Source organism: Streptomyces griseiscabiei, assembly GCF_020010925.1.
Lineage (GTDB): Bacteria > Actinomycetota > Actinomycetes > Streptomycetales > Streptomycetaceae > Streptomyces > Streptomyces griseiscabiei.
The window spans coordinates 528,321-550,372 of record NZ_JAGJBZ010000004.1; the positions used below are offsets into that span (position 1 = coordinate 528,321).

18 protein-coding genes are annotated in these 22,052 nt (G+C 71.7%); 10 read left to right on the plus strand and 8 right to left on the minus strand.

Annotation, left to right across the window (positions count from 1 at the left end; translation table 11 throughout):
• Positions 1-3 precede the first annotated feature (3 nt).
• Genes J8M51_RS41840 through J8M51_RS41850 form a run of 3 tightly spaced genes read left to right on the plus strand, consistent with a single transcriptional unit; the run spans position 4 to position 2,541 of the window.
• Positions 4-1,167: an acyl-CoA dehydrogenase family protein gene (locus J8M51_RS41840; RefSeq protein ID WP_086763118.1), complete on the plus strand. Its 1,164-nt coding sequence runs from the start codon at positions 4-6 to the stop codon at positions 1,165-1,167.
• Between the two features lie 28 nt (positions 1,168-1,195).
• Positions 1,196-1,945 carry an enoyl-CoA hydratase family protein gene (locus J8M51_RS41845; RefSeq protein WP_086763120.1) on the plus strand — a complete coding sequence of 250 codons (750 nt, stop codon included), beginning with the start codon at positions 1,196-1,198 and terminating at the stop codon, positions 1,943-1,945.
• Positions 1,933-2,541, plus strand: a complete 609-nt coding sequence (locus J8M51_RS41850; protein ID WP_086763116.1) for a TetR/AcrR family transcriptional regulator — start codon at positions 1,933-1,935, stop codon at positions 2,539-2,541. The genes J8M51_RS41845 and J8M51_RS41850 overlap by 13 nt, the downstream gene beginning before the upstream one ends.
• A gap of 27 nt (positions 2,542-2,568) precedes the next feature.
• Here J8M51_RS41850 and pdxH read toward each other — a convergent pair whose 3' ends face one another.
• Positions 2,569-3,231, minus strand: a complete 663-nt coding sequence (gene pdxH / locus J8M51_RS41855; RefSeq protein ID WP_086763114.1) for a pyridoxamine 5'-phosphate oxidase — start codon at positions 3,229-3,231, stop codon at positions 2,569-2,571.
• 156 nt (positions 3,232-3,387) lie between these two features.
• Between pdxH and J8M51_RS41860 the strand changes: the two genes are divergently transcribed.
• Positions 3,388-4,488: a citrate synthase 2 gene (locus tag J8M51_RS41860; protein ID WP_086763112.1), complete on the plus strand. Its 1,101-nt coding sequence runs from the start codon at positions 3,388-3,390 to the stop codon at positions 4,486-4,488.
• Positions 4,489-4,511: 23 nt separating this feature from the next.
• Here J8M51_RS41860 and J8M51_RS41865 read toward each other — a convergent pair whose 3' ends face one another.
• From J8M51_RS41865 to J8M51_RS41875, 3 genes are all read right to left on the minus strand, one after another.
• The gene (locus J8M51_RS41865) at positions 4,512-5,540 is read right to left on the minus strand and encodes an isopenicillin N synthase family dioxygenase (protein WP_267299992.1); all 1,029 of its coding nucleotides are present in this window, start codon (positions 5,538-5,540) and stop codon (positions 4,512-4,514) included.
• A 494-nt stretch (positions 5,541-6,034) separates the two neighbouring features.
• Positions 6,035-7,525, minus strand: coding sequence for a PAS domain-containing protein (locus J8M51_RS41870; RefSeq protein ID WP_267299993.1), 1,491 nt, complete (start codon positions 7,523-7,525; stop codon positions 6,035-6,037).
• Between the two features lie 212 nt (positions 7,526-7,737).
• Positions 7,738-8,499 carry an SIS domain-containing protein gene (locus J8M51_RS41875; protein WP_398857958.1) on the minus strand — a complete coding sequence of 254 codons (762 nt, stop codon included), beginning with the start codon at positions 8,497-8,499 and terminating at the stop codon, positions 7,738-7,740.
• Between the two features lie 443 nt (positions 8,500-8,942).
• On the opposite strand from J8M51_RS41875, the gene J8M51_RS41880 reads away from it, so the two are divergent.
• Positions 8,943-9,635 carry a metal-dependent transcriptional regulator gene (locus J8M51_RS41880; RefSeq protein ID WP_033525889.1) on the plus strand — a complete coding sequence of 231 codons (693 nt, stop codon included), beginning with the start codon at positions 8,943-8,945 and terminating at the stop codon, positions 9,633-9,635.
• An 840-nt stretch (positions 9,636-10,475) separates the two neighbouring features.
• The gene (locus J8M51_RS41885; protein WP_086755433.1) at positions 10,476-11,333 is read left to right on the plus strand and encodes an alpha/beta fold hydrolase; all 858 of its coding nucleotides are present in this window, start codon (positions 10,476-10,478) and stop codon (positions 11,331-11,333) included.
• A 76-nt stretch (positions 11,334-11,409) separates the two neighbouring features.
• Here the strand turns inward: J8M51_RS41885 and J8M51_RS41890 are convergent, their stop codons facing one another.
• The 3 genes from J8M51_RS41890 to J8M51_RS41900 form a co-directional block, all read right to left on the minus strand.
• Positions 11,410-13,782 carry a hypothetical protein gene (locus tag J8M51_RS41890; protein WP_086755432.1) on the minus strand — a complete coding sequence of 791 codons (2,373 nt, stop codon included), beginning with the start codon at positions 13,780-13,782 and terminating at the stop codon, positions 11,410-11,412.
• Positions 13,783-13,991: 209 nt separating this feature from the next.
• Entirely contained in the window at positions 13,992-14,714 is a 723-nt protein-coding gene (locus J8M51_RS41895; RefSeq protein ID WP_086755431.1) for a DUF6333 family protein, read from the minus strand.
• Between the two features lie 138 nt (positions 14,715-14,852).
• Positions 14,853-15,512, minus strand: coding sequence for a bifunctional DNA primase/polymerase (locus J8M51_RS41900; protein WP_398857962.1), 660 nt, complete (start codon positions 15,510-15,512; stop codon positions 14,853-14,855).
• A gap of 328 nt (positions 15,513-15,840) precedes the next feature.
• Here J8M51_RS41900 and J8M51_RS41905 point away from each other — a divergent pair, with 328 nt between their 5' ends.
• The gene (locus J8M51_RS41905) at positions 15,841-17,223 is read left to right on the plus strand and encodes a transcriptional regulator (RefSeq protein WP_086755429.1); all 1,383 of its coding nucleotides are present in this window, start codon (positions 15,841-15,843) and stop codon (positions 17,221-17,223) included.
• A gap of 165 nt (positions 17,224-17,388) precedes the next feature.
• Positions 17,389-19,086 carry a hypothetical protein gene (locus J8M51_RS41910; RefSeq protein ID WP_086755428.1) on the plus strand — a complete coding sequence of 566 codons (1,698 nt, stop codon included), beginning with the start codon at positions 17,389-17,391 and terminating at the stop codon, positions 19,084-19,086.
• Between the two features lie 18 nt (positions 19,087-19,104).
• Here J8M51_RS41910 and J8M51_RS41915 read toward each other — a convergent pair whose 3' ends face one another.
• Entirely contained in the window at positions 19,105-20,409 is a 1,305-nt protein-coding gene (locus J8M51_RS41915) for an ABC transporter substrate-binding protein (protein ID WP_086755427.1), read from the minus strand.
• Positions 20,410-20,537: 128 nt separating this feature from the next.
• Between J8M51_RS41915 and J8M51_RS41920 the strand changes: the two genes are divergently transcribed.
• Positions 20,538-21,038 (plus strand): SCO4402 family protein, encoded by a 501-nt coding sequence (locus tag J8M51_RS41920; RefSeq protein ID WP_086755426.1) that lies wholly within the window; start codon positions 20,538-20,540, stop codon positions 21,036-21,038.
• 112 nt (positions 21,039-21,150) lie between these two features.
• Complete coding sequence (gene purU, locus J8M51_RS41925) at positions 21,151-22,032, plus strand: formyltetrahydrofolate deformylase (protein ID WP_086755425.1); 882 nt, start codon at positions 21,151-21,153, stop codon at positions 22,030-22,032.
• The last annotated feature ends 20 nt before the right edge of the window (positions 22,033-22,052 follow it).

Below are 22,052 nucleotides of genomic sequence, written 5' to 3' on the forward strand. Positions count from 1 at the left end.
GTCATGTCCCCCGTCCTCGAAACCGAAGAACACAAGGCCCTGCGAGCCGCCGTCTCCGCCCTGGGAAAACGCTACGGCCGCGACTACATGGCCACGGTCAACAAAGAGAACCGCCACCCCGACGAACTCTGGTCCGAGGCGGCAAAACTCGGCTACCTCGGCGTCAACCTCCCCGAGGAGTACGAGGGAGGAGGCGGCGGCATAGCCGAACTCTCCATCGTCCTCGAAGAGCTGGGCGCCGCAGGCTGCCCCCTGCTCATGATGGTCGTGTCACCGGCCATCTGCGGCACGGTGATCGCCCGCTTCGGCACCAAGGCCCAGAAGCAGACCTGGCTGCCCGCCCTGGCGAACGGCACCCGTGTGATGGCCTTCGGCATCACCGAACCCGACGCCGGCTCCAACAGCCACCGCATCACCACCACCGCCCGCCGCGACGAGGCCGGCGACTGGCTGCTCACCGGCCGCAAGGTCTTCATCTCCGGCGTCGACCGGGCGGACGCCGTCCTCGTCGTCGGCCGCACCGAGGACGCCCGCACCGGCACCCTCAAGCCCTGCCTGTTCATCGTCCCCACGGACACCCCCGGCTTCGAGTACCGCCCCATCGAGATGGAACTCCGCGCCGCCGAGAAGCAGTTCGAGCTGACCTTCGACGACATCCGGCTGCCCGCCGACACCCTGGTCGGCGACGAGAACGCCGGTCTCCTCCAGCTCTTCGCGGGCCTCAACCCCGAGCGGATCATGACGGCCGCCTTCGCGATCGGCATGGCCCGGTACGCCCTCGCCAAGGCCGTCGAGTACGCCCGTGACCGCACGGTCTGGCGGCAGCCCATCGGCGCCCACCAGGCGATCGCGCACCCCCTCGCCCAGTCCCACATCGAACTGGAGCTGGCCCGGCTGATGATGCAGAAGGCGGCCCACCTCTACGACATCGGCGACGACGCGGCGGCGGGCGAGGCGGCCAACATGGCCAAGTACGCGGCGGGGGAGGCCTGTGTGAAGGCCGTCGACCAGGCCGTGCACACCCTCGGCGGCAACGGCCTCACCGCCGAGTTCGGCCTCGCCTCGCTGGTCACGGCGGCCCGGGTGTCGCGGATCGCGCCGGTGAGCCGGGAGATGATCCTCAACTACGTCTCCCACCAGACCCTCGGCCTGCCGAAGTCGTACTGAGGGAGCATCCGTGACCGACGCGACCGATGTGACCGATCCCGGGACCGAGCTGGTCCGCGAGGCCCACGACCGGGGCATCACCACCCTCACCCTCGACTCCCCGGCCAACCGCAACGCCCTCTCCGCCGGGCTGGTGCGGGAACTGGCGGACGCGCTCACCCGCTGCGGCCGGGACGACGACGTACGCGCCGTCGTCCTCACCCACACCGGGAACACGTTCTGCGCGGGCGCCGACCTGCGGTATCCGCCCGACCCGCGCGCCATGGCCGGACTGCTCCGGCAACTGCTCAAGCTGCGCAAACCCGTGGTCGCCCGGGTCACCGGCCATGTCCGGGCGGGCGGCCTCGGCCTGCTCGGCGCCTGTGACATCGCCGCCGCCGGCCCCGAGGCCGACTTCGCCCTCACCGAGGTCCGGATCGGCGTCGCCCCCGCCGTCATCTCCCTCACCCTGCTGCCCCGCGCCGACCCGCGCGCCCTCACCCGCTACAGCCTGACCGGGGAGAGATTCGACTCGGCCGAGGCGGTCCGCGCCGGTCTGCTGACGCTGGCCGGTGACGACGTCGACACACTCCTCGAACCCGTCCTCGACGGTCTGCGCCGTGCCTCCCCCAAGGCCCTCGCGGAGACGAAGCGGCTGCTCACGGCTAAGGTTCTGGAGGCGTTCGACCTGGACGCGGGCAGGATGAGCAGGCTCTCCGCCCGTATGTTCGCCTCCGACGAGGCCGGCGAGGGGCTGAGGGCCTTCCGAGAGAGACGGGATCCGCGATGGGTGGTGTGACCGTGGCCGGCGCGTTCGACCGCGCTCCGAAGCAGGACCGCAGCCGGGCCACCCGGCAGCGCCTCCTCCAGGCCGCCGTCTCCTGTCTCGCCGAACACGGCTGGGCCGGCTCCACCGTCTCCGTCGTCGCGGAGCGGGCCGGCGTCTCCCGGGGCGCCGCCCAGCACCACTTCCGCACCCGCGAGGACCTGTTCACCGCGGCCGTCGAGTACGTCGCCGAGGAGCGCTCGCTCGCCCTGCGCGCCCTCTTCCCCGAGGGCCCCGCCGACCGCCGGGCCGTCGTCGCCGCCGTCGTCGACCTCTTCACCGGCCCCCTGTTCCGCGCCGCGCTGCATCTGTGGGTCGCCGCCTCCAACGAGGAACAGCTTCGCCCCCGCGTCACCGAACTCGAAGCCCGCGTCGGCCGCGAGACCCACCGCATCGCCGTGGACCTGCTCCGCGCCGACGAGAGCGTCCCCGGCGTCCGCGAGACCGTCCAGGGCCTCCTCGACATGGCCCGCGGCCTCGGCCTCGCCAACCTCCTCACCGACGACACCGGCCGCCGCGACAGGGTGGTGGCCCAGTGGGCGGCCCTGCTGGACGAGCAGCTGGGCTGACCGCGGCCGGCTCTCAGGACCCGGCCCTCAGGGGCTCAGCCGCTCCACCCGCCACGACCCGTCCGGCTCCGCCACGTACCGCAGCCGGTCGTGCAGCCGGTTCCACCGCCCCTGCCAGAACTCCACGCTCTCCGGAGCCACCCGGAAACCGCCCCAGTGCGGCGGTACCGGCACCTGCTCGCCCTCCGGGTAGCGGGCCGCCAACTCCTCGTACGCGGCGTCCAGTTCGGCCCGCGAGGCGATCACCGAGGACTGCGCGCTGGCCCACGCGCCGAGCTGCGAACCGTGCGGCCGGGTCCGGAAGTACGCCGCCGTCTCGTCCCGCCCGGTCCGCCGCGCGGTCCCCGTCACGATCACCTGCCGGGAGATCCCGTGCCAGGGGAAGAGCAGCGAGACATGCGGGTTCACCGCCAGGTCACGGGCCTTGCGGGAGCCGTAGTTGGTGTAGAAGACGAAGCCCTGGGCGTCGTACGCCTTCATCAGCACCGTACGGGAGGCCGGGCGCCCCGCCGCGTCCGCCGTGGACACGACCATCGCGTTCGGCTCGAACACCGCCCCCTCCAGCGCGGCCTGCGCGAACCACCGCCCGAACTGCTCCATCGGGTCGGCGGCCAGCTCGCTCTCGTCGAGCCCGTCGGCGCGGTACTGCTTGCGCATCAGAGCGGGATCGACAGGGTCGTGATCGTTCACATGGTCATCCTGCCGTATGAACGGCCGACCGGAGGGGGTCGGCATCGAGTGGCACTGAGTGCCGCGAACCCTCCCCAAAAGTGGCACTCAGGCGTATGGTGCTGGAACCGCCTGTTTCCCGCTCTCCCTGTCGCACACATCAAGAGGAGCCGCCTGATGTCCGACTTCGTACCCGGGCTCGAAGGAGTCGTCGCGTTCGAGACGGAGATCGCCGAACCGGACAAGGAGGGCGGCGCCCTCCGCTACCGCGGCGTCGACATCGAGGACCTCGTCGGCCATGTCTCCTTCGGCAACGTCTGGGGCCTCCTCGTGGACGGCGCCTTCCGCCCCGGCCTGCCGCCCGCCGAGCCGTTCCCCATCCCCGTGCACTCGGGGGACATCCGCGTCGACGTCCAGTCCGCGCTGGCCATGCTCGCCCCGGTCTGGGGCCTCAAGCCCCTCCTCGACATCGACGAGGAGCAGGCCCGCGCCGACCTCGCCCGCGCCGCCGTCATGGCCCTCTCCTACGTGGCCCAGTCCGCCCGCGGCCAGGGCCACCCCATGGTTCCGCAGCGCGAGATCGACAAGGCCCACTCCGTCGTCGAACGCTTCATGATCCGCTGGCGCGGCGAGCCCGACCCCAAGCACGTGGCGGCCGTGGACGCCTACTGGACCTCGGCGGCCGAGCACGGCATGAACGCCTCCACCTTCACGGCGAGGGTCATCGCGTCGACCGGCGCGGACGTGGCCGCCGCCCTCTCCGGCGCGGTGGGGGCCATGTCGGGCCCTCTGCACGGCGGCGCCCCCTCCCGCGTCCTCGGCATGATCGAGGAGATCGAACGCACCGGCGACGCGGACGCCTATGTGAAACAGGCCCTCGACAAGGGCGAACGCCTCATGGGCTTCGGCCACCGCGTCTACCGCGCCGAGGACCCCCGCGCCCGGGTTCTGCGCCGCACCGCCCGCGACCTCGGCGCACCCCGCTTCGAGGTCGCCGAGGCCCTGGAGAAGGCCGCCCTGGCGGAACTGCACGCCCGCCGCCCCGACCGTGTCCTCGCCACGAACGTCGAGTTCTGGGCGGCCATCGTCCTGGACTTCGCCGAGGTCCCGGCGCACATGTTCACGTCGATGTTCACCTGCGCCCGCACGGCCGGCTGGTCCGCGCACATCCTGGAACAGAAGCGCACCGGCCGCCTGGTCCGCCCCTCCGCCCGCTATGTGGGCCCGAGCTCCCGGAGCCCCCAGGAGATCGAGGGCTACGCGGACATCGCGAGCTGAGACCCGGGCGGTACCGCCGGAGGTCACGCGGGGCTGAGCAGCCCCGCGTGATGCCGCTCGGCGACCAGCGGATGCGCCCGCAGCTTCCCCTTCAGCTCGTTGAACCCGTACTCGGCGAAGAGCGGGTTCCCCGGATCGTCGGTGACCCCGGGCGCGGTGGCGGCGTACGGGAAGACGAGCGGCTCGACCCGCGCGTCGAGCCGGGGGTTGTAGAAGAAGGGCACGGAGAACCGCTCGGTGGCCCCGGGCGGGCTGACCACCCGGTGCCGGGTGGCGAGCAGATACCCGTTCGTCGCCACCTCCAGCAGCTCCCCGAGGTTGACCACGAACGCCCCCGGGATCGGCGGCACGTCATGGAACGCCCCGTCCGCCCGTTCCACCTGGAGCCCGCCCACCTGGTCCTGCAGCAGCAGCGTCAGGAACCCGTAGTCCTTGTGGGTCCCCACTCCCTGGGCGTCCCCGTCGCCCGCGCTCCCGGGATACCGCACCAGCTTCAGATGCGGATGCGCCCGCTCCCCGAAGGCCGGGTCGTAGAAGTCGGCGGGTGCCCCGATGGACACCAGCAGCTCCCGCAGCAGCCGCCCCGCCACGGCGCTGAGCCGGTCGATCCAGGCGAGGGCGGCGGTCCGCAGCCCCGGCAGCGAGGCGGGCCACTGGTTCGGTCCCTCCAGCCACCAGTACGCGGGCTCCCCGGGCCCCGGAACCCGGGCGTCCCGCTCGGCCCCGATGTCCAACTGGTCGCGCCAGTCGCGGCTGCCACCCGTCCGCTCGTCCCCGGTCCGTGTGTACCCACGGAAGTGCGGCGAGCCGACGTTGTCGATGGCCAGCCGCTGGGCCTCCGGCAGCGCGAAGAACTCCCGCATCGCCCCGGTGAGCCGCGCGGTCTCCTCCTCACTCACCCCGTGCCCGACGAGCTGGAAGAACCCCACGTCATGCGCGGCGCTGTGCAACTGCGCGTGCAGCAGCGCCCGCGCCTCGGGCCCGCGATCTGCCGCGGAGAGATCGATGATGGGGAGCTGGAGATACGGCGATGCCGTCGTGGTGTCGTTCATGGGATGCGTCCGTGGAGGAGAGAGGTGGAACGGGGCTGGGTCGGTCACCGGGATTCAGATGCCGGACCGACAGCCCATGCTCGTGACGCGCACGAAATCCACGTGCCGGCGTCGAACGAGTATCGGAAGCATGGTGAAAGCATACTCCCGCCCCGCAAAACGCAGACGACCCGCAGACTCTGGGTCCCTCCGCCCAGTGGACGGAGAAGCCGGCCGGACGTACCGGCGAGCCTGCGGGTCGGGTGACTGCTTGAGATTGGGCCGGCTGGCGTGCTCAGATCACACGCTGGTCCGACACCGCACTGAGTATGGTGACGGGCCGCTAGCCCGCAGCCACCTCGCGCGTCCGGGTTTCATACATGTACCCGATCACCTCCTTTCGGCGTGGGCCCCACATTAGGAACCGACGTGACGGCGCTCAAGCGATTTTCCGAAGGAATCTCCCGACGGCACCTTCCCCGCGCCGCCCGCGCCTTGCGGCCCGCCGGTCTCGTCTACTCCGACGACCTCTCCAGCGCCTCCAGGTCCAGGGCCGAGGCGATGCGCAGGGCGACGCCCTCGGCGTAGGTCGCGTCCGTGCGCTCGAAAGGGGTGCGGCCGGGGCCGCGGAGGAAGGTGACGACGCCGAGGGTGCGGCCGCGGCTGCGCAGGACGGCGCAGAGGGCGTGGACGGTGTCCGTGGGCCACTGGCGTCCGGCGGCCCAGTCGCGGGCCGCCTCCGCCGAGGCCGTGCCGGCGCTGGCGCGGACCGAGCCCGCCCGCTCCGCGCACTGCAGGGCGGGGTGGCCGGGACCGTAGCGGACGGGGATGCCTGCGTGTCCGGCGAGGTGGCTGGGGCCGGGGCGGCCGGAGGGGGTGGCGGCGGCCCGGACGAGCCGGGCGGGGCCCTCGCCGTCGGTGAGGGAGCCACCGGCGACGCGGTCGATGAGGGCGTGGTCGGCGAAGCCGGCGAGGGCGAAGTCGAGGTGGACCGTGGCGGCCTCGCCCGGGTCCTCGCACTCGGCGGCGGCCCGCGCCGCCCGGTGCAGCTGGTTGACGCGGAAGCGGAGCTGGGCCGCCTCCTGCTCGCCCTGTTTGGACTCGGTGACGTCCTGGAAGAGCCAGCCGACGCCGAGCGGGACCGGTTCCTCGGCGAGGGGCGAGGCGAGCCGCAGGAAGCCGCTGCGCCAGCAGCGCCGCTTCTCGCCGTCGGGGGTGCGGACGCCGACCCAGATCTCGGCGGGCGCGGGCGGCGCGCCCTCGGCGAGGACATGGGTGAGGGCGCTCTCCAGCTCCTCGACGCCCTGGGCGAGCAGTTCGCCGAGGGGCCGTCCGAGGACCGCCGTACGACCGATGCCCAGGGCGCGGGCCGCGTGCGCGTTGACGACGGCGGGGCGCAGGTCGGCGTCGACGAGGACGACGCCCCAGGACGCGTCCTCGAAGAGGGCCTCGCTGAGGGCGATGGAGCGTTCGAGGTCGATCTGCGCGTGGACCTCGCTGAAGGCGCAGTACAGCCCGGCGGGCTTGCCGTCGGGTCCGCGTACGGCGGCGGACTGGGTGCGCACGAGGACCCGGCCGCCGTCCTTGGTGACCAGGGCGAACTCGTGCACCTGCCGACCGGAGGCGTGCATGGCGGCCATCAGCCGCCCCTCGACCTCCTCGGCGTCGGCGGTCCGTACGGCCCAGTCGGCGAAGCCCCGGCGGCCCACGGCCTCCTCCGCGCTCCAGCCGAGGATGCGTTCGGCCTCGCGGTTCCAGTGGGTGACGACGCCGTCGGCGTCGAAGGCGCACAGGGCCGCGTCCATGCCGTCGAGGAGGGCGGCGAGCAGATCCGAGCCGCCGGGGTCCGCGGAGTCCATGGAGTCCTCGGTGCCTTCGGTGTCCTCGGTGTTCACCGTGCCCTCGATGTCCTCGATGTTCTCGGTGTCCGTGTTCTTCGGACCGCCCCGCTCGGGCTTGTCGGGCCCCAGTTCGTCGGTGGCCCCACTACGCCGGGAAGCACTCACCTGAACCCCCTCCAGGCTGCGTTGCGTCCGCATGTACGGCGGCATGCACGGCGCGTCGGTTCGCTCACTGGCCATCATTCAACTCGAACGTGACCCAGCCCACATCTGGTTCACGCAAGATTTGGACGAAATCGTTGTACGCCGGATTTCCGACTCACCTTTCCTCGTCCTGTCTCTCCCTTCTCAACGTTCCCACGTCCCCGGCCACTCAGTCAGCGCAGGTAGAAGATCCGGTCTCCGTACTCCCGCATCACCCGGTCGTTCCAGGCGAGCCCGCCGTCGACGTTGCCGGAGCGGAGCAGCGGCGGCTCGATGCCGCGGTCCGCGAGGCGGGCGGCGGCGGTGGCCATGACCGACTGGAGGATCGCGGAGGTGACGACGGTGGAGGCCGGGGCGAAGGGGGCGGGGATGGTGTCGAGGGTCAGCTCCGCGTCGCCGACCGCGATCTTCGAGTCGAGGACGAGGTCGCAGTGGTCCTTGAGGAAGGTGCCGGAGGAGTGGCGGGATTCCGTCTGCGCGGCGTACGCGACGGAGGTGACACCGACGACCTTCACACCCAGCTCCCGGGCGTGGGCGGCCATCTCGACGGGCAGGGCGTTGCGGCCGGAGAGCGAGATGATCACGAGCAGGTCGCCGGAGCGCAGGGGGCTGGTGTCGAGCACGGCGGTGGCCAGGCCGTCGACCCGCTCCAGGGCGGAGCCGAGGGTGGCGGGGAGCACGTCGACGCCGACGGCGCCGGGGACGGCCAGCAGGTTCATCAGGGCGAGGCCGCCCGCCCGGTAGACGAGGTCCTGTGCGGCGAGGGAGGAGTGACCGGCCCCGAACGCGAACAGCCGGCCCCCCTCGGCGACCGTCTCCGCGATCAGCTCCCCGGCCGCGGCGACCGCCTCCGCCTCCTCGTCCCGCACCCGCTCCAGCAGCCCGATGGCCGCGTCGAGGAACCGCCCGCTCACCTTGTCCCCGTCCAACCCCATGCGCCGACTCCTTCAGCTTGGTCTGATCCTTCGTGACGCCGATCACGTTAGTGGTCTGGACCAGTGGGGTGTCAATAAGGGCGGAGGGGGCGGGGGCTGGTCGCGCAGTTTCCCGCGCCCCTGAAAAAAGCGGGGCTGCGCCCCGGCCTTTTTCAGGACCGCAGGGCCTGATGTCTTTGGGGGCGCGGGGAACTGCGCGAGAAGCCCCACGCACCCGCACCCGCCGACGCACCGAAACCGCCCGAGCTCCGCCGCGCCGTCCGAAAAGGCTCAGCAGGTCATAAATCGGCCACCCGACCGGAGCCATACCGCCGTCGTTCCCCCGGCACCACCCGGTTGTCAGTCGGATGCGTAAGAATTGAGTCCAGGGCCAGCGCAGCAAGCCGCAGCAAGCCGGTGTGGGCCGTCGAAAGCCTCCGGCTGAATCTCATCGAGGGGCACGTATGTCCGGACTGATCGATACGACGGAGATGTATCTCCGCACCATCCTCGAGCTGGAGGAGGAAGGTGTGGTCCCCATGCGCGCCCGGATCGCCGAGCGGCTCGATCAGAGCGGCCCCACGGTGAGCCAGACGGTCGCGCGCATGGAGCGCGACGGCCTGGTGTCCGTCGCCGCGGACCGCCACCTGGAGCTGACCGAGGAGGGCCGCCGGCTGGCGACGCGCGTCATGCGCAAGCACCGCCTCGCGGAGTGTCTGCTCGTCGACGTGATCGGCCTGGAGTGGGAGCAGGTCCACGCGGAGGCGTGCCGCTGGGAGCACGTGATGAGCGAGGCCGTGGAGCGCCGCGTGCTCGAACTGCTGCGCCACCCCACCGAGTCGCCGTACGGCAACCCGATCCCGGGCCTGGAGGAGCTGGGTGAGAAGGACGGCGCCGACCCCTTCCTGGACGAGGGCATGGTGTCGCTCGCCGACCTCGACCCGGGCACGGAGGGCAAGACCGTCGTCGTACGCCGTATCGGCGAGCCCATCCAGACGGACGCCCAGCTGATGTACACGCTGCGCCGCGCGGGCGTGCAGCCCGGCTCCGTGGTGAGCGTGACGGAGGCGGCCGGCGGGGTCCTCGTGGGCAGCGGCGGCGAGGCGGCGGAGCTGGAGGCGGACGTCGCCTCCCATGTGTTCGTCGCCAAGCGCTGACCGCCACCTCCGGAGGACCGGACCACACCCCGCCCGCCGACCGATTTCGACCACCCGGTGACTGCCCGTGTCACCCCTTGTCGGCAGGTGTTCGACACGTGCCGGGGCGTGCTCGTATCACCCGCCAACTCCCGGTGTGGGAGGGGAAGTTGTGACGTATTGGGGTCCATGTCCGGGATCCCGGCCAATCGAAGATTCAGTGCGCCGAATCGCAGCGCGCGGGCCGTTCGCGTGCGAGGCTTGCGCGTGAGGCATATGACCTGAGGGGCTCTTGGCCGCCCGAGACGGCGATCTCCGGTGGTAGGGGAGGGGGCGGGGCGGATGTGCCGTGGACATGAGGAGGGCCCCGGCGCCGTGCGGCGCCGGGGCCTGTCCTCCCCTGTGCTGACCCGGAGCCCCGAGCTCCCAGGGTCATCCCCCTCGGACCGTTTTCCCCGAGCGGTCCGCCTCCCGTTGAAGATCTCCCCTCGGCGGCGGCGGGCAATCCTTGAGGGACGTCACTCGAACGAGGGGTGTTGCCGCCGGCAACGGCATCTTCGAATGTGTATTCGATAACGTGTACGGCGTGGCGTCGCGTGCCCCGTACCCTGACTGACGCGCGCGCCCCACACGTAACGTGTCAACCGATATGCACGCTGTAACACAAGTGCTCACCGTCCGAGCGGGGAGCCACGGCGGAAGCGACAGCGGATGCGGCGCAGAAACAGCGGCACGACAGCGGAATCAGCGGTTTCAGGGGTATCAGCGGTACGACAGCAGTTGGGACGAGTGGACCGGCCGGCTCGAAGCGGGAGCGAGAGGCGGGAGCGAGCGGTCCGGGCGGGAGTCTGGGGGGTGCCAATGGCGCGGCGCATCGACGTGACGGGAGCGGGCGGTCTGAGCCTCGCCGCCTGGGAGTTCGACGACCCGCCCAAGACAGGCGAGCACGAACCCCGGCCCGGGGTGCTGTTACTGCACGGCCTCATGGGCCGCGCCTCGCACTGGGCCCCCACCGCCCGCTGGCTCTCCGAACGGCACCGCGCCGTCGCCCTGGACCAGCGCGGCCACGGCCGCAGCGCCAAGCCCGAGCAGGCCGCGTACACCCGTGAGGCCTACGTCGAGGACGCCGAGGCCGCCGTCGAACAGCTGGGCCTCGCCCCGGTCGTCCTCATCGGCCACGCCATGGGCGCGCTGACCGCCTGGCAGCTGGCCGCCCGCCGCCCGGACCTGGTGCGCGGCCTGATCGTCTGCGACATGCGGGCCTCCGCGCTCGGCGCCGCCTCCCAGCGCGAGTGGGAGAACTGGTTCAAGGCCTGGCCGCTGCCCTTCGCCACCCTCGCCGACGTCCGCAAGTGGTTCGGCGAGGACGACCCCTGGGTGGAGCGCCCCAGCCCGTCCCGCGGCGAGTTCTACGCCGAGGTCATGCACGAGGGCCCCGACGGCTGGCGGCCCGTCTTCGACCCCGAGCAGATGCTGAGGACCCGCGAGACCTGGGTGTACGACGCGCACTGGGAGGAGCTGACCCAGGTCCGCTGCCCCGCCCTCGTCGTCCGCGGCCTCGACGGCGAGCTGGGCCGCGCCGAGTCCCAGGAGATGGTCCGCGTCCTGCCCCACGGCCAGTACGCCGAGGTCGCCGACGCCGGCCACCTCGTCCACTACGACCAGCCGGACGCGTGGCGCGCGGCGATAGAGCCGTTCCTCGACGGTTTCGCGGACTGATTCGCCGACGGGCGAAAGGGCCCCGAATCGCTCCGGGGCCCTTCCTCACACGGGACGGTTCAGCGCGTGGGACGGCTCAGCTCTCCGCGGTCCTCCTCCGCCGCATCCACCACACCAGCGCGCCGCCCGCCGCGACGACCGCCGCGGCGATGCCGGAGAGCAGGCCGACGGGCAGCCCGGAGCCGGTGTCGGCGAGGCCGCCGTCCGGGTCGGGCCGGTTGCCCGGCGGGGACTGCGGGTCACCGCCGCCGGGGGTGGACGGGGACGGGTCGGGCGCCGGGGTCGACGGCGGGTCGCTCGGCGTCGGCCTGCCCGGGCCGGAGGGCGTCGGCTCCGGTGCCGGGTCCTCGTCGCCCGGGGCGGGCTGGGTGCCGTTGCTGTTGCCGCCCAGGAACACGGTGTCGGTGTCCCGGTAGGTCGTCACGGCCTGGACGCTGGTCCTGGTCGTCCTGTCCAGGCCCGGGTGTTCGAGGTCGAACTGCACCCGGGTGACGTTCCGCTTGGGCGACTTGGAGAAGTCGACGCCGCCCACGGTGTAGACGTACACGTCCTGCCCGTTGCTGATCTCGTACTTGAACTCGCCCTCCTTGAAGATCTTGACGTACCGGTCGTAGACGTCGGTCTTCTTCCAGTTCTGGTTCGGGGCGCGCAGCGGCCAGCGGCTGACGTCGTCGCTGTTGATGATCTTCCGGTAGTCGGTGGCCGACTGCCGGTCCTTCTGCCGGATCCACTCGGCGGCCACCCGGGAGGTGTAGACGCGGCGCAGATCGGCGTAGTCCGAGCCGGTGTTGATCCACTTCTCGACGAGCGGGACGATCGTGTTCTTCAGGACCCGGTCGTTCTGCTCGGTCTCGGCCTTGGTGAGGTCGCAGCCCTCGCCGCCGGGGCCGGGCGTGCTGATGTCCATCGGCTCGGTCTGCAGCTTCAGCGGGGCGTCGAGGATGTAGATGCCGCCGTCCTGCTCACGGACCTGCGCGGTGTCGGGCTCGATCCAGTTGCGCAGGGAGTGCAGACAGGGCCAGCCGTCGCGCTCGGCCATCCCGTCCCAGGCCCGCTTGCCGGTCTCGGTCTTGGGGTCCAGGGCCTTGAAGAAGTCGTGCTTGAGCTTGAGGTCGGCCTCCAGGAGCACCCGGCCGGCGTCGGTGGACGCGAACTGCGAGTCCATGATCGTGGACGGCTGGTCCGGGTTGAGGTTGACCCAGAACTTGTCCGGGGTGAGCGCGAGCCAGGTGAAGAGCGAGTCCGAGGCCATGGTCAGCTTCGCGTCGCCGCCCCAGCCCGGGTTGTTCTCCGGGTCCGGCACGAAGTCGGCCTTCATCGAGTAGTCGAGGCCCTTGCCCTTCACGGGCTCCCCGACGAAGTTCATCTCCAGGGAGGAGAAGTCGATGCCGCCGGGCCGCCCGAAGTAGCCCTTGGCGTTGTTGGCGTCGTACATCTTCTGCAGCCGCTTGGCCTCCTCCGGCGTCTTGCCGGAGCGCAGGGCCTCGTCGATGATCGGGCCGCGCCCGCCCTTGAGGGGGTCGGCGTTGAACCGCTTGTCGTAGTTGGTGTAGACGTTCGGCTTGCCGGTGCGCTCGATCCCGTTGGAGCGCTGCTCCCAGATACCCGCCTGGGTGCGGCTGGTGCCCCGGGTCTGCTTCAGCTCGTCGTCGAACGCCTTGATCTTGTCGATGGTGCCCTGGGTGGTCTTCGCCCCGGTGATGGTGTGGAAGGTGGTCTTCGCGTACTTGGGGTCGCGGGCGATGATCCGGTCGGCCTCGTACTGGTTGTTGCGGATCGAGCCGTTGGACTTGCCCTCGATGTTCCGGTCGCCGACCCGGTCCCGGAAGTCCACGATCCGGTAGCGGGTCTTCCCGGTCTTCGGGTCCTTGTACGGGATCGGGTCCTGGCACCACCAGTCCGGCCCGACCATGTTGTACTTCTTCACCATGCGGGCCTCGAACGTCTCGCCCTTGACCCGGTTGCCGGTGTTCCCGATGATCCGGATCCGCAGATAGTCGCCGAAGTCCTTGTAGCCGGTGGCCTTGTTGCGCTGGGCGTTGTAGCGGGCGTAGATCTCCATCGCCCGGTCGGCCGGCTTGCCCGAGGCGGCGTAGGCGGCCTTCCACTTCGCGATGGCCTTCGTGGAACTGCCGGCCTGCTTCAACTGCGCCTCGGTGGGCGACTTCAGACCGTCGAACGCCTTGTCGGGGTTGTCGAAGGTGTAGTTCTCGTCGTTCGGTGCCGCGTCGTACGGCGTGGAGCCGCTCGGCGGACCGGAGTTCGCCGGCGTCCGCGCGAACCTCTGCTTCAGATAGAGCTCGTCGCAGCGCACGCCCGCCTTGGGCGCGGCCTCCGCGTCCCGCGGGAGACCGGGCAGCCCGGTCAGGGTCAGGACGCTCGCGCCGGTGAGGGCCAGCGCGATCCTGCCCCAGAGGCGTCGCCCGGAGCGGGGTATCGGGTGAGTCACTTCGGTAGTCCCCCTGAGGGCCCCAGAGGGTAGGTGGGTACGTCCGTGCGGTGCTCGGTGGGACGCCAGGGGCCCCCGTGGTCTGTGCGACGCCGCCACCAAGCCATGCACCGTAGTGACCTAACGGCCCTTTTACATAGGTGATTTGGCCGCCGAAACGCCCCAACCGGCCGTCACAGCCGAATTCTTACTCCTCGGGCAAGGGATCTTCACCCTTCGAGCCAGGTCTCCTCCATGGCGAAGGTGGTGTCCTCGGTGTGCCGCACCCGGAACACGGACACGGTCCGGCCCTCCTGGTCCAGCGGCGCGACCCGTCCGAGGGCGAGCCGCGCGAGCCCGTCCCAGTCGAACTCCTCGAAGCCGTCGTCGAGGTCGACACCGTCCTCCGCCAGTTCGTCCTCGTCGATCCCGAAGGCCTCCACCACGGCCCGCGCATCGCCCTCGACGTCCCAGTCCCCCTCGCCGTGCCACCCGGCGGCGAAGACCTCGGCTCCGCCCGGATGCAGGACCGCCCACGCCCCGTACGTGGAGTCGTGCTCGACGGTGGCCGCCCCGATCACCACCGCGTCCGGATGCCGCTTCCGCAGCTCCTTCGCCTGCTCCCACACCGGGAAGTCGTCCCCGACGTTCCCCAGCGCCGGATCGACGATCTCGGTCACCGGGCCCCAGCAGCCGACGCGGACGACATCCAGGTCCGCCCGTGTCCCCAGCCCGACGCCCTCGGTCGCGCTCACGGCACCCAGTTCACCGAGCACGGCGTCGACGGTCCCGAACGAGGCCGCGAACTCCCGTGCCCGCTCCGGGTCATGGGCGTCGAGCACCGCCGACGAGCCCGGGAACGGCGCCCGTACGACGGTCAGGAAGAACTCCCCGTACCGGACCACACCCTGATCCTCGCCGACACTCCAGAAGGTTCCCTCAGCCTCAGTCATGACGGCCACCCTAGGGACCGGCCCAGGGACCGGGGATGCCGGAGATGTGGGGGAACTGCGCGAAAGCTCGGCCGCTCCGGCGTCCGTGGCCCGGCCGCCCGGCGTCGTACGCCGCGCCGGAGGACCCCGCCCGGAGTGCTACCGCCGCCCGTCCCGGCCGCACGCGTACGCGAGCGGGGAGATCAGTTCCTCCGCGTCCGGCAGCCAGCGGTTCGCCGGGGTGGGGCGTCGGGCCCACTGGACGGCGCCCCGTGAGCCGTAGCGCGTCGGGGGGGCCGCCACGAACTCGCCCTCGCCCAGGGCCTTGAGGTCGAGCGCCAGCGGGGACCAGCCCAACTTGCGTACCAGGTCCGGGACTTTGACGGAGGCGCCGGGCAGCACGAAGAAGTGCATCCGGCGGTCCGGGGTCCAGGTCACCGGGCCGAGGGTCAGCTCCATGCGCTCCATACGGGCCAGCGCCAGCAGACCGGCGGTCTCGGGAACGTCGATCGTGTCGAACGTACGGCCGGTCGGCAGCAGGATCGACGCGCTCGGCTGCTTCGACCACAGACGGCGTGCGACGGTCGCACTGCCTGTCGCCTGGGTCGCCCAGTCCTCGCGCGCCGGGTGCGCGCCGGGGGTGGCGCACGCTGCGTTGCCACAGGAGCAGATCTGCACCCCGTCGACGGCTTCCAGCCAAGTGCCGGGGAACACGTCCCAGTGGCGCTCTTCGGCGTATCGAACGGCGGTGTCCAGCAGCGACTCGCCGCGCTGCTTCGGGATTTGGGCAGCTTCAGGGCCCGCGATGGTCTCTTCCACGATGAACACAACTCTAGCGGTCATCAGGGGTTACGGAAGTCACATGCGCGGGGGAGAGCATCGTCAACGGGGCCGGGGCGCATGGGTGCATGGCCGGGGGCGCGCGGGAGGGATCACGGAGTGAGCCGGGTAGCCACGTGTGGGGTACAGCATCCGTGTTTACCCCGGCAATCCTGGCATGTCTCGCATCTTCGGTATGTCGGCGGGGCATTGATCTTCGAGGCCGGATCCTTTCGATACATGGGTACACGTATGCGAGGCGATCCGGTCGCTGAAGTCACGTCAACTCGGTGCGTGGGCAAGGCACCACAGCCACAGGGGGTACGCCATGGCCGCAAGGCCGCTCGTCGCCAGGCAGCCGAACGAACGACTGCAGGCGCTCATCCAGGAAGCGGGCTGTTCCAACGCGGGGCTGGCCCGGCGGGTCAACATGTGCGGCGCGGAGCACGGACTGGACCTGCGCTACGACAAGACGTCCGTGGCGCGCTGGCTGCGGGGACAGCAGCCGCGGGGCCGGGCGCCCGCGATCATCGCCGAGGCCCTCGGCCGCAAGCTGGGCCGGACGGTCACGATCGACGAGATCGGCATGGCCAACGGCAAGAACCTCGCCTCCGGCGTCGGCCTGCAGTTCTCGCCGACGGTCCTCGGCGCCATCGAGCAGGTCTGTGAGCTGTGGCGCAGCGACGTGGGACGGCGGGACTTCCTCTCCGGGTCCTCCGTCGCCGCCTCCGCGCTGGTCGAGCCCAGCCGTGACTGGCTGATCTCCGCGCCCGACTCCCAGGTGGCCCGCTCGGCGGGACCCCGGGTGGGTCTCGCCGACGTGGACGCGGTGCGCGCGATGACCCAGGCCCTCGTCGACCTCGACCACCAGTACGGCAGCGGGCATGTACGGCCGGTCGTCGTGCACTACCTCAACAGCGTCGTCTCGGGGCTGCTGGCCGGCTCCTACCGGGAGGCGGTGGGGCGGGAGTTGTTCGCCGCGGTCGCCCGGCTGACCGAACTCGCCGGATACATGGCCGTCGACACCGGACAGCCCGGCCTCGCCCAGCGGTACTACATCCAGGCGCTCCGCCTCGCCCAGGCCGCGGGCGACCGCGCCTACGGCGGCTACGTCCTCGCCGCGTCCATGAGCCACCTCGCCGCGCAGCTGGGCAACCCGCGGGAGATCGCGCAGTTGGCGCGCGCGGCGCAGGAGGGGGCGCGGGGCCGGTCCACGCCCCGGGCGGAGTCGATGTTCCACGCGGCGGAGGCGCGCGGCCACGCGCTGCTGGGCGACGCGCGCGCCGCGCAGACGGCGGCCGGGCGGGCCGTGGAGGCGCTGGAGGGGGCGGATCCGTCCTCCGGGGACGACCCGGCGTGGATCAAGCACTTCGACGAGGCCTATCTCGCCGACGAGTTGGCGCACTGCCACCGGGACCTCGGACAGGCGGAGGCGGCGGCCCGGCGGGCCGAGGAGTCGCTCGCCAGGCATCCGGAGTCGCGGGCGCGGCGGCGGGCGATCGGGTATGTGCTGCTCGCCACGGCGCAGGTGCAGCAGCGGGAGATCGAGCAGGCCTGCCACACGGGGACCAAGGCCGTGGAGCTGCTGGGATCGCTGCGGTCGAATCGAGGGGCGGAGTATCTGGAGGACTTCCAGCAGAGGCTCGAACCGTTCCGGGAGGAGGCGGTGGTGCGGGAGTTCGGGGCGCGGATGGACTTGCAAGCGGCGTAGAGCGCTCCGGGTGGGGTACCCGCGTTGTTTCGCGGCCGCGGGTCCGGTGGGGCTTCTCACGCAGTTCCCCGCGCCCCTGTGGGGCGCGGGTGGTGCTCGGGGGTTCTTGGGGAACCGGTAGCGTGAGTCGACGATTCCACAAGTCCCCCATTCGTAGGAGTCTCGGTGACGCAGAGTGGACAGGGCGAGGAGCCCTCGGCGCGGACCGCGCGCGAAGGCATCGTGCTGCCCTCGGACGGTGGGGCGCCGCTCCATCCGAGCGATCTGCCGCCGGCGCCGCTGCCGCCCGCCCCGGCCCAGCGGTGGGACCAGCAGCAGCGGCCGTGGGGTTCCGAGAGCGCCCCGGCCCCCGTCCAGCCGCCCGCCGACCCGTGGCACAGCGCCCCGCCCGCCCCGGAATGGGGCCACCAGGGGGCGCAGGACCTGTACGGCGCGTACGGCACCCAGGGCGGGATGCCGCTGCCGCCGGAGGGCGCGCAGGGGCAGACGTACGGGAGCGGGGGGTACGGAAGCGAGGCGTACGGGAGCGAGGCGTACGGCGGGGCGGGCTCGGGCGCGCCGTTGCCGCCGGTCGCGGGTGAGGTGGCGCTGCCGCCGGCCGGTGTGCCGCAGCAGCCGTCGCACAGCGCGCCGCTGCCGCCCGTGGACGAGGGCGCCACCCAGTACATCCCGTATGTGCCGGCCGTCGGGGCCGTGCCGGTGGACGAAGGGGCGACGCAGTACATACCGCCGGTGGCCGCCCAGGCGCCCCACGCCGAGGCCGCCACCCAGTTCCTGCCGCCGGTCGGGCCGGGCGCGCTGCCGCCGGAGGCGTCGGCGGACGCCACGACGTATCTGGGCCGGGTGCCGGACAACGGCGCCGGGCCGCTGCCGCCGGCCGGGCACCCCGGCGCGCCCATGCCCGGGAACCCCGACGCGCAGGCCACGCAGTTCATCCCGCCGGTGGCCGCACAGGCGCAGGCGCAGGCCCAGCCGCCGCGCCGGCCGTACGGTGCGGCGCCGCAGCAGCAGCCGGACGTGTTCGACAGCCTCTTCCGGGACGAGGCGGGCGCCGCGGGCGTCTCCGGGGCCACCCAGCAGATGCCGAGGATCGCCGAGCACGGGCACGCGGCCCCGCAGCCGCCGCAGAGACCCGCCGGCCCCGGCGGTCACGGGGGCCATGGAGGAGGCCACGGTGGCGGTCACGGCGGGCGGGCCTCCGCGAGACGGGAGAGCGGGAGCGGAGGCGGCGGCGGTCGTACGAGATCGCGGGTGCCCCTCATCGCGTTGGTCGGCGTGGGGATCGCCGTGCTCGGCATCGGGGCGGGCGCGCTGATGGCCGGGTCGGGGGACGAGGAGACACCGGCCGGCAACAAGCCCGTGGCGGCGACCGGGGCGCCCGAGGAGTCGGCGTCCGCGTCGGCGGACCCGGCGAAGGAGCAGGCGGTCGCGCTGGACCAGCTGCTGGCGGACAGCGGTGACAGCCGGAGCAGTGTGATCAAGGCGGTCGCGAACATCAAGGCGTGCAACGAGCTGGGGCAGGCCGCCACCGATCTGCGGGACGCGGCGAAGCAGCGCGAGGACCTGGTCACCCGGCTCGGCGAGCTGTCCGTCGACAAGCTCCCGGACCACGAGGCGCTGACCACCTCGCTCACCAAGGCGTGGAAGGCCTCCGCCGCCGCCGACAACCACTACGCCGCGTGGGCCGACCAGACCGCCGGCAAGAAGGGCTGCAAGAAGGGCCAGGCCCGCTCCACCCCCCAGACCCAGGCCGGGAATCGGGCCAGCGGCACGGCCAGCGCGGAGAAGAACAAGGCCGCGAAGCTCTGGAACGGCATCGCCACGACGTACGGCCTGACCGAGCGGCAGGCGGTTCAGCTGTAGGCGTGCTCGGCGGCGCGCTCAGCTCTCCGCCTCCACCAGGGTCTTCTCCACGTTGACGAACCCCCGGCGGGCGGCGACGAGTTGGCCCTTGCGGACCACCTGGAAGGTGACCTCGGGGTTGATGAGGCGGGGGAAGCCGGCGGAGGCGATGAGGTCCTCGAAGCGCCAGCTGAGGGGCGGGGTCAGTCCGCCCGTGTCCACCTTCAGCCCGGTGTCGAGGACGCGGCGGACCGACTGGGAGGTGACCTCGCCGTCGCCGATCTTCTCGATGGCCGCCCTCAGCACGGTGTACGCGATCCAGGTGGTCTGCACACCCGGATCCGCCGGGTCGATGCGGTTGTCGTCGAACGCGTGCTCCTGGATCACCTTCTTCATCCGGTCCCACCGCTTGTCCTTCTCCACCGGGTACCAGCCGGTGACGTACGCCCCCTCGTACGGCCCCGACCGGCCCCCGGTCGCGTCGATCACGGTCTGGTCGACGCTGCCGAGCACGGTCGCGGTGCGCACGTCCGGGTAGTCCTCGCGGTCCCGGCGGAAGGAGTCCATGAAGGTGAAGGTGCGGTCGCCCAGCGCGGGCACCACACAGCCCTCGGCGACCGGGTCGGTGCTGGCCCGCCGCAACGCCTCCCGGGCGTGCCCGCCGTACTCGGTGGCGTCCTCGGCCGCCAGCTGGTCCTCGGAACCGCCGTGCCCGCCGGACCGCAGTCCCGAGTCCAGCAGCAGCGGCAGCTGGTCGCCGGCGATCGAGTCGGGCCGGACGAGGGCGACGGGGCCGCAGGTCTTGGCGAGCTGTTCGCCGAGGCCGGCCATGAGGGAGGCCTGACCGCCGTTGACCGGGTAGGACAGCGCGCTGGCGAACTCGTCGTCGGTGACGCCGTAGCCGCCGATGTACGGGATGCCCGCCGACTCCAGCGGGGCGAGGAAGGACCGGCCGTGCTGGCTGTAGGACCCGACGACCGCGGTGACGTTCTCGTCGGCCGCGCGCCGGGCGCACTTCGCGGCGCTCACGGTCTCGTTGCGGTCGTTGCAGGTGAGGATCTTCAGCTCGTGGCCGTTGATGCCCCCGTTGGCGTTGACCCAGCGGGCGTAGGCCTTCGCCATGGCGGGCATGCCTGGCTTGTTGGTGGCGGCCGTCTTCTCCGGCGCCCAGGTCATGATGGTGACGGGGCCGCCCCCGGAACCCCCCGTGGTTCCAGGGATGACCCCGCACCCGGCGACGAGTGAGGCACACGCCGCCAGCGTGGTGGCTCTGACCAGGCCTTTGGCGAGGCCCTTGGCTGGTCCTGTGGTCAGGGGGATCCGTCGTGCCTTCAAGCCGGTCATGGCTCCGCACGATTCCGCCACATCACCAACCCGGGCGTGACGCGTGGTCAACGTGAGGTGACCGGGAGGTGAATAGCAAAGAGCTACGATCCTATTTTCGAGTGGTTTCAGAGAGGAACGCACGATCGATGACCGTCCAAGGTCCGGAGACCCCTTCCCGTCGCGGGCGTCGCTCATCCACCATGGGCGGCATGCCACTGAACGACATGCCGTGGTGGCGCTGGCGCAGCAATGTGCGCTCCGCGCTGCACATGCTCTCCGACCCCGCGTTCCAGCGAGACGTCTGGTTGGCGGGTGTCGACGGGTACGGGGACGTCACGGACGCCGTGTACCGCCTGGTCGAGGACACCTGGCTGGACAACTGGTCCGCCGAGAAGTACGTGGGCACGATCTTCCGTGACGCCCAGGAGGCGGCCCTCGTGGACACCGCCGTGCTGCGTGTCCTGCGGATCATGCACCAGGTCGGCCCGGACGCGCCCGTCTCCGCCTACGTCGACCACGAGGCCTGGCCCGAGGCCGTCCGCGCCGCCCGCGAGGCCCATGTCCGCCTCTCGGCGAGCGACGGCGAGGACCCGGACACCCCGCCGCGCACGCTGGAGGTGCTGCGGATCATGACCAGGGCGGCCTAGGGCCCTTCTGGTGCCGGGCACTGCGCGGGGGCCGGGGCGGTGGTCCGGGGCGGGTGGTCCGGGGTTCGGGACGGTTGTCGGCGGGGGTACGCCATATGGGACCCTGTCGGGCATGAACGAGCAGTCCACCCGAGCCGCGGCACCCGCCGACCAGTACGTCCTCACCCTCGCCTGCCCGGACAAGCCGGGCATCGTGCACGCCGTGTCGAGCTACCTCTTCATGACCGGCGGCAACATCGAGGACAGCCAGCAGTTCGGCGACCACGACACGGGTCTGTTCTTCATGCGCGTCCACTTCTCCGCGGAGGCGCCGGTGAACGTGGAGAAGCTGCGGGCCAGCTTCACGGCGATCGGTGACTCCTTCCGGATGGACTGGCAGATCAACCGGGCCGACGAGAAGATGCGCATCGTCCTCATGGTCAGCAAGTTCGGGCACTGCCTGAACGACCTGCTGTTCCGGGCGAGCATCGGGGCGCTGCCGGTGGAGATCGCGGCCGTGGTCTCCAACCACACCGACTTCGCCGAGCTGGTGGGGTCGTACGACATCCCCTTCCACCACATCCCGGTGACCAAGGACACCAAGGCCGAGGCGGAGGCGCGGCTGCTGGAGCTGGTGCGCGAGGAGAACGTCGAGCTGGTGGTGCTGGCCCGCTATATGCAGGTCCTCTCCGACGACCTCTGCAAGCAGCTCAGTGGCCGCATCATCAACATCCACCACTCCTTCCTGCCGAGCTTCAAGGGCGCGAAGCCGTACCACCAGGCGCACACGCGCGGTGTGAAGCTGATCGGGGCGACGGCGCACTATGTCACCGCCGACCTCGACGAGGGGCCGATCATCGAGCAGGAGGTCGAGCGGGTGGGGCACGGGGTGACGCCCGAGGGGCTCGTCGCGGTCGGGCGGGACGTGGAGTGCCAGGCGCTGGCGCGGGCCGTGAAGTGGCATGCGGAGCGGCGGATCCTGATGAACGGGCGGCGGACGGTCGTCTTCGCGTAGGGCTCCGCCGGGCTGGGGGC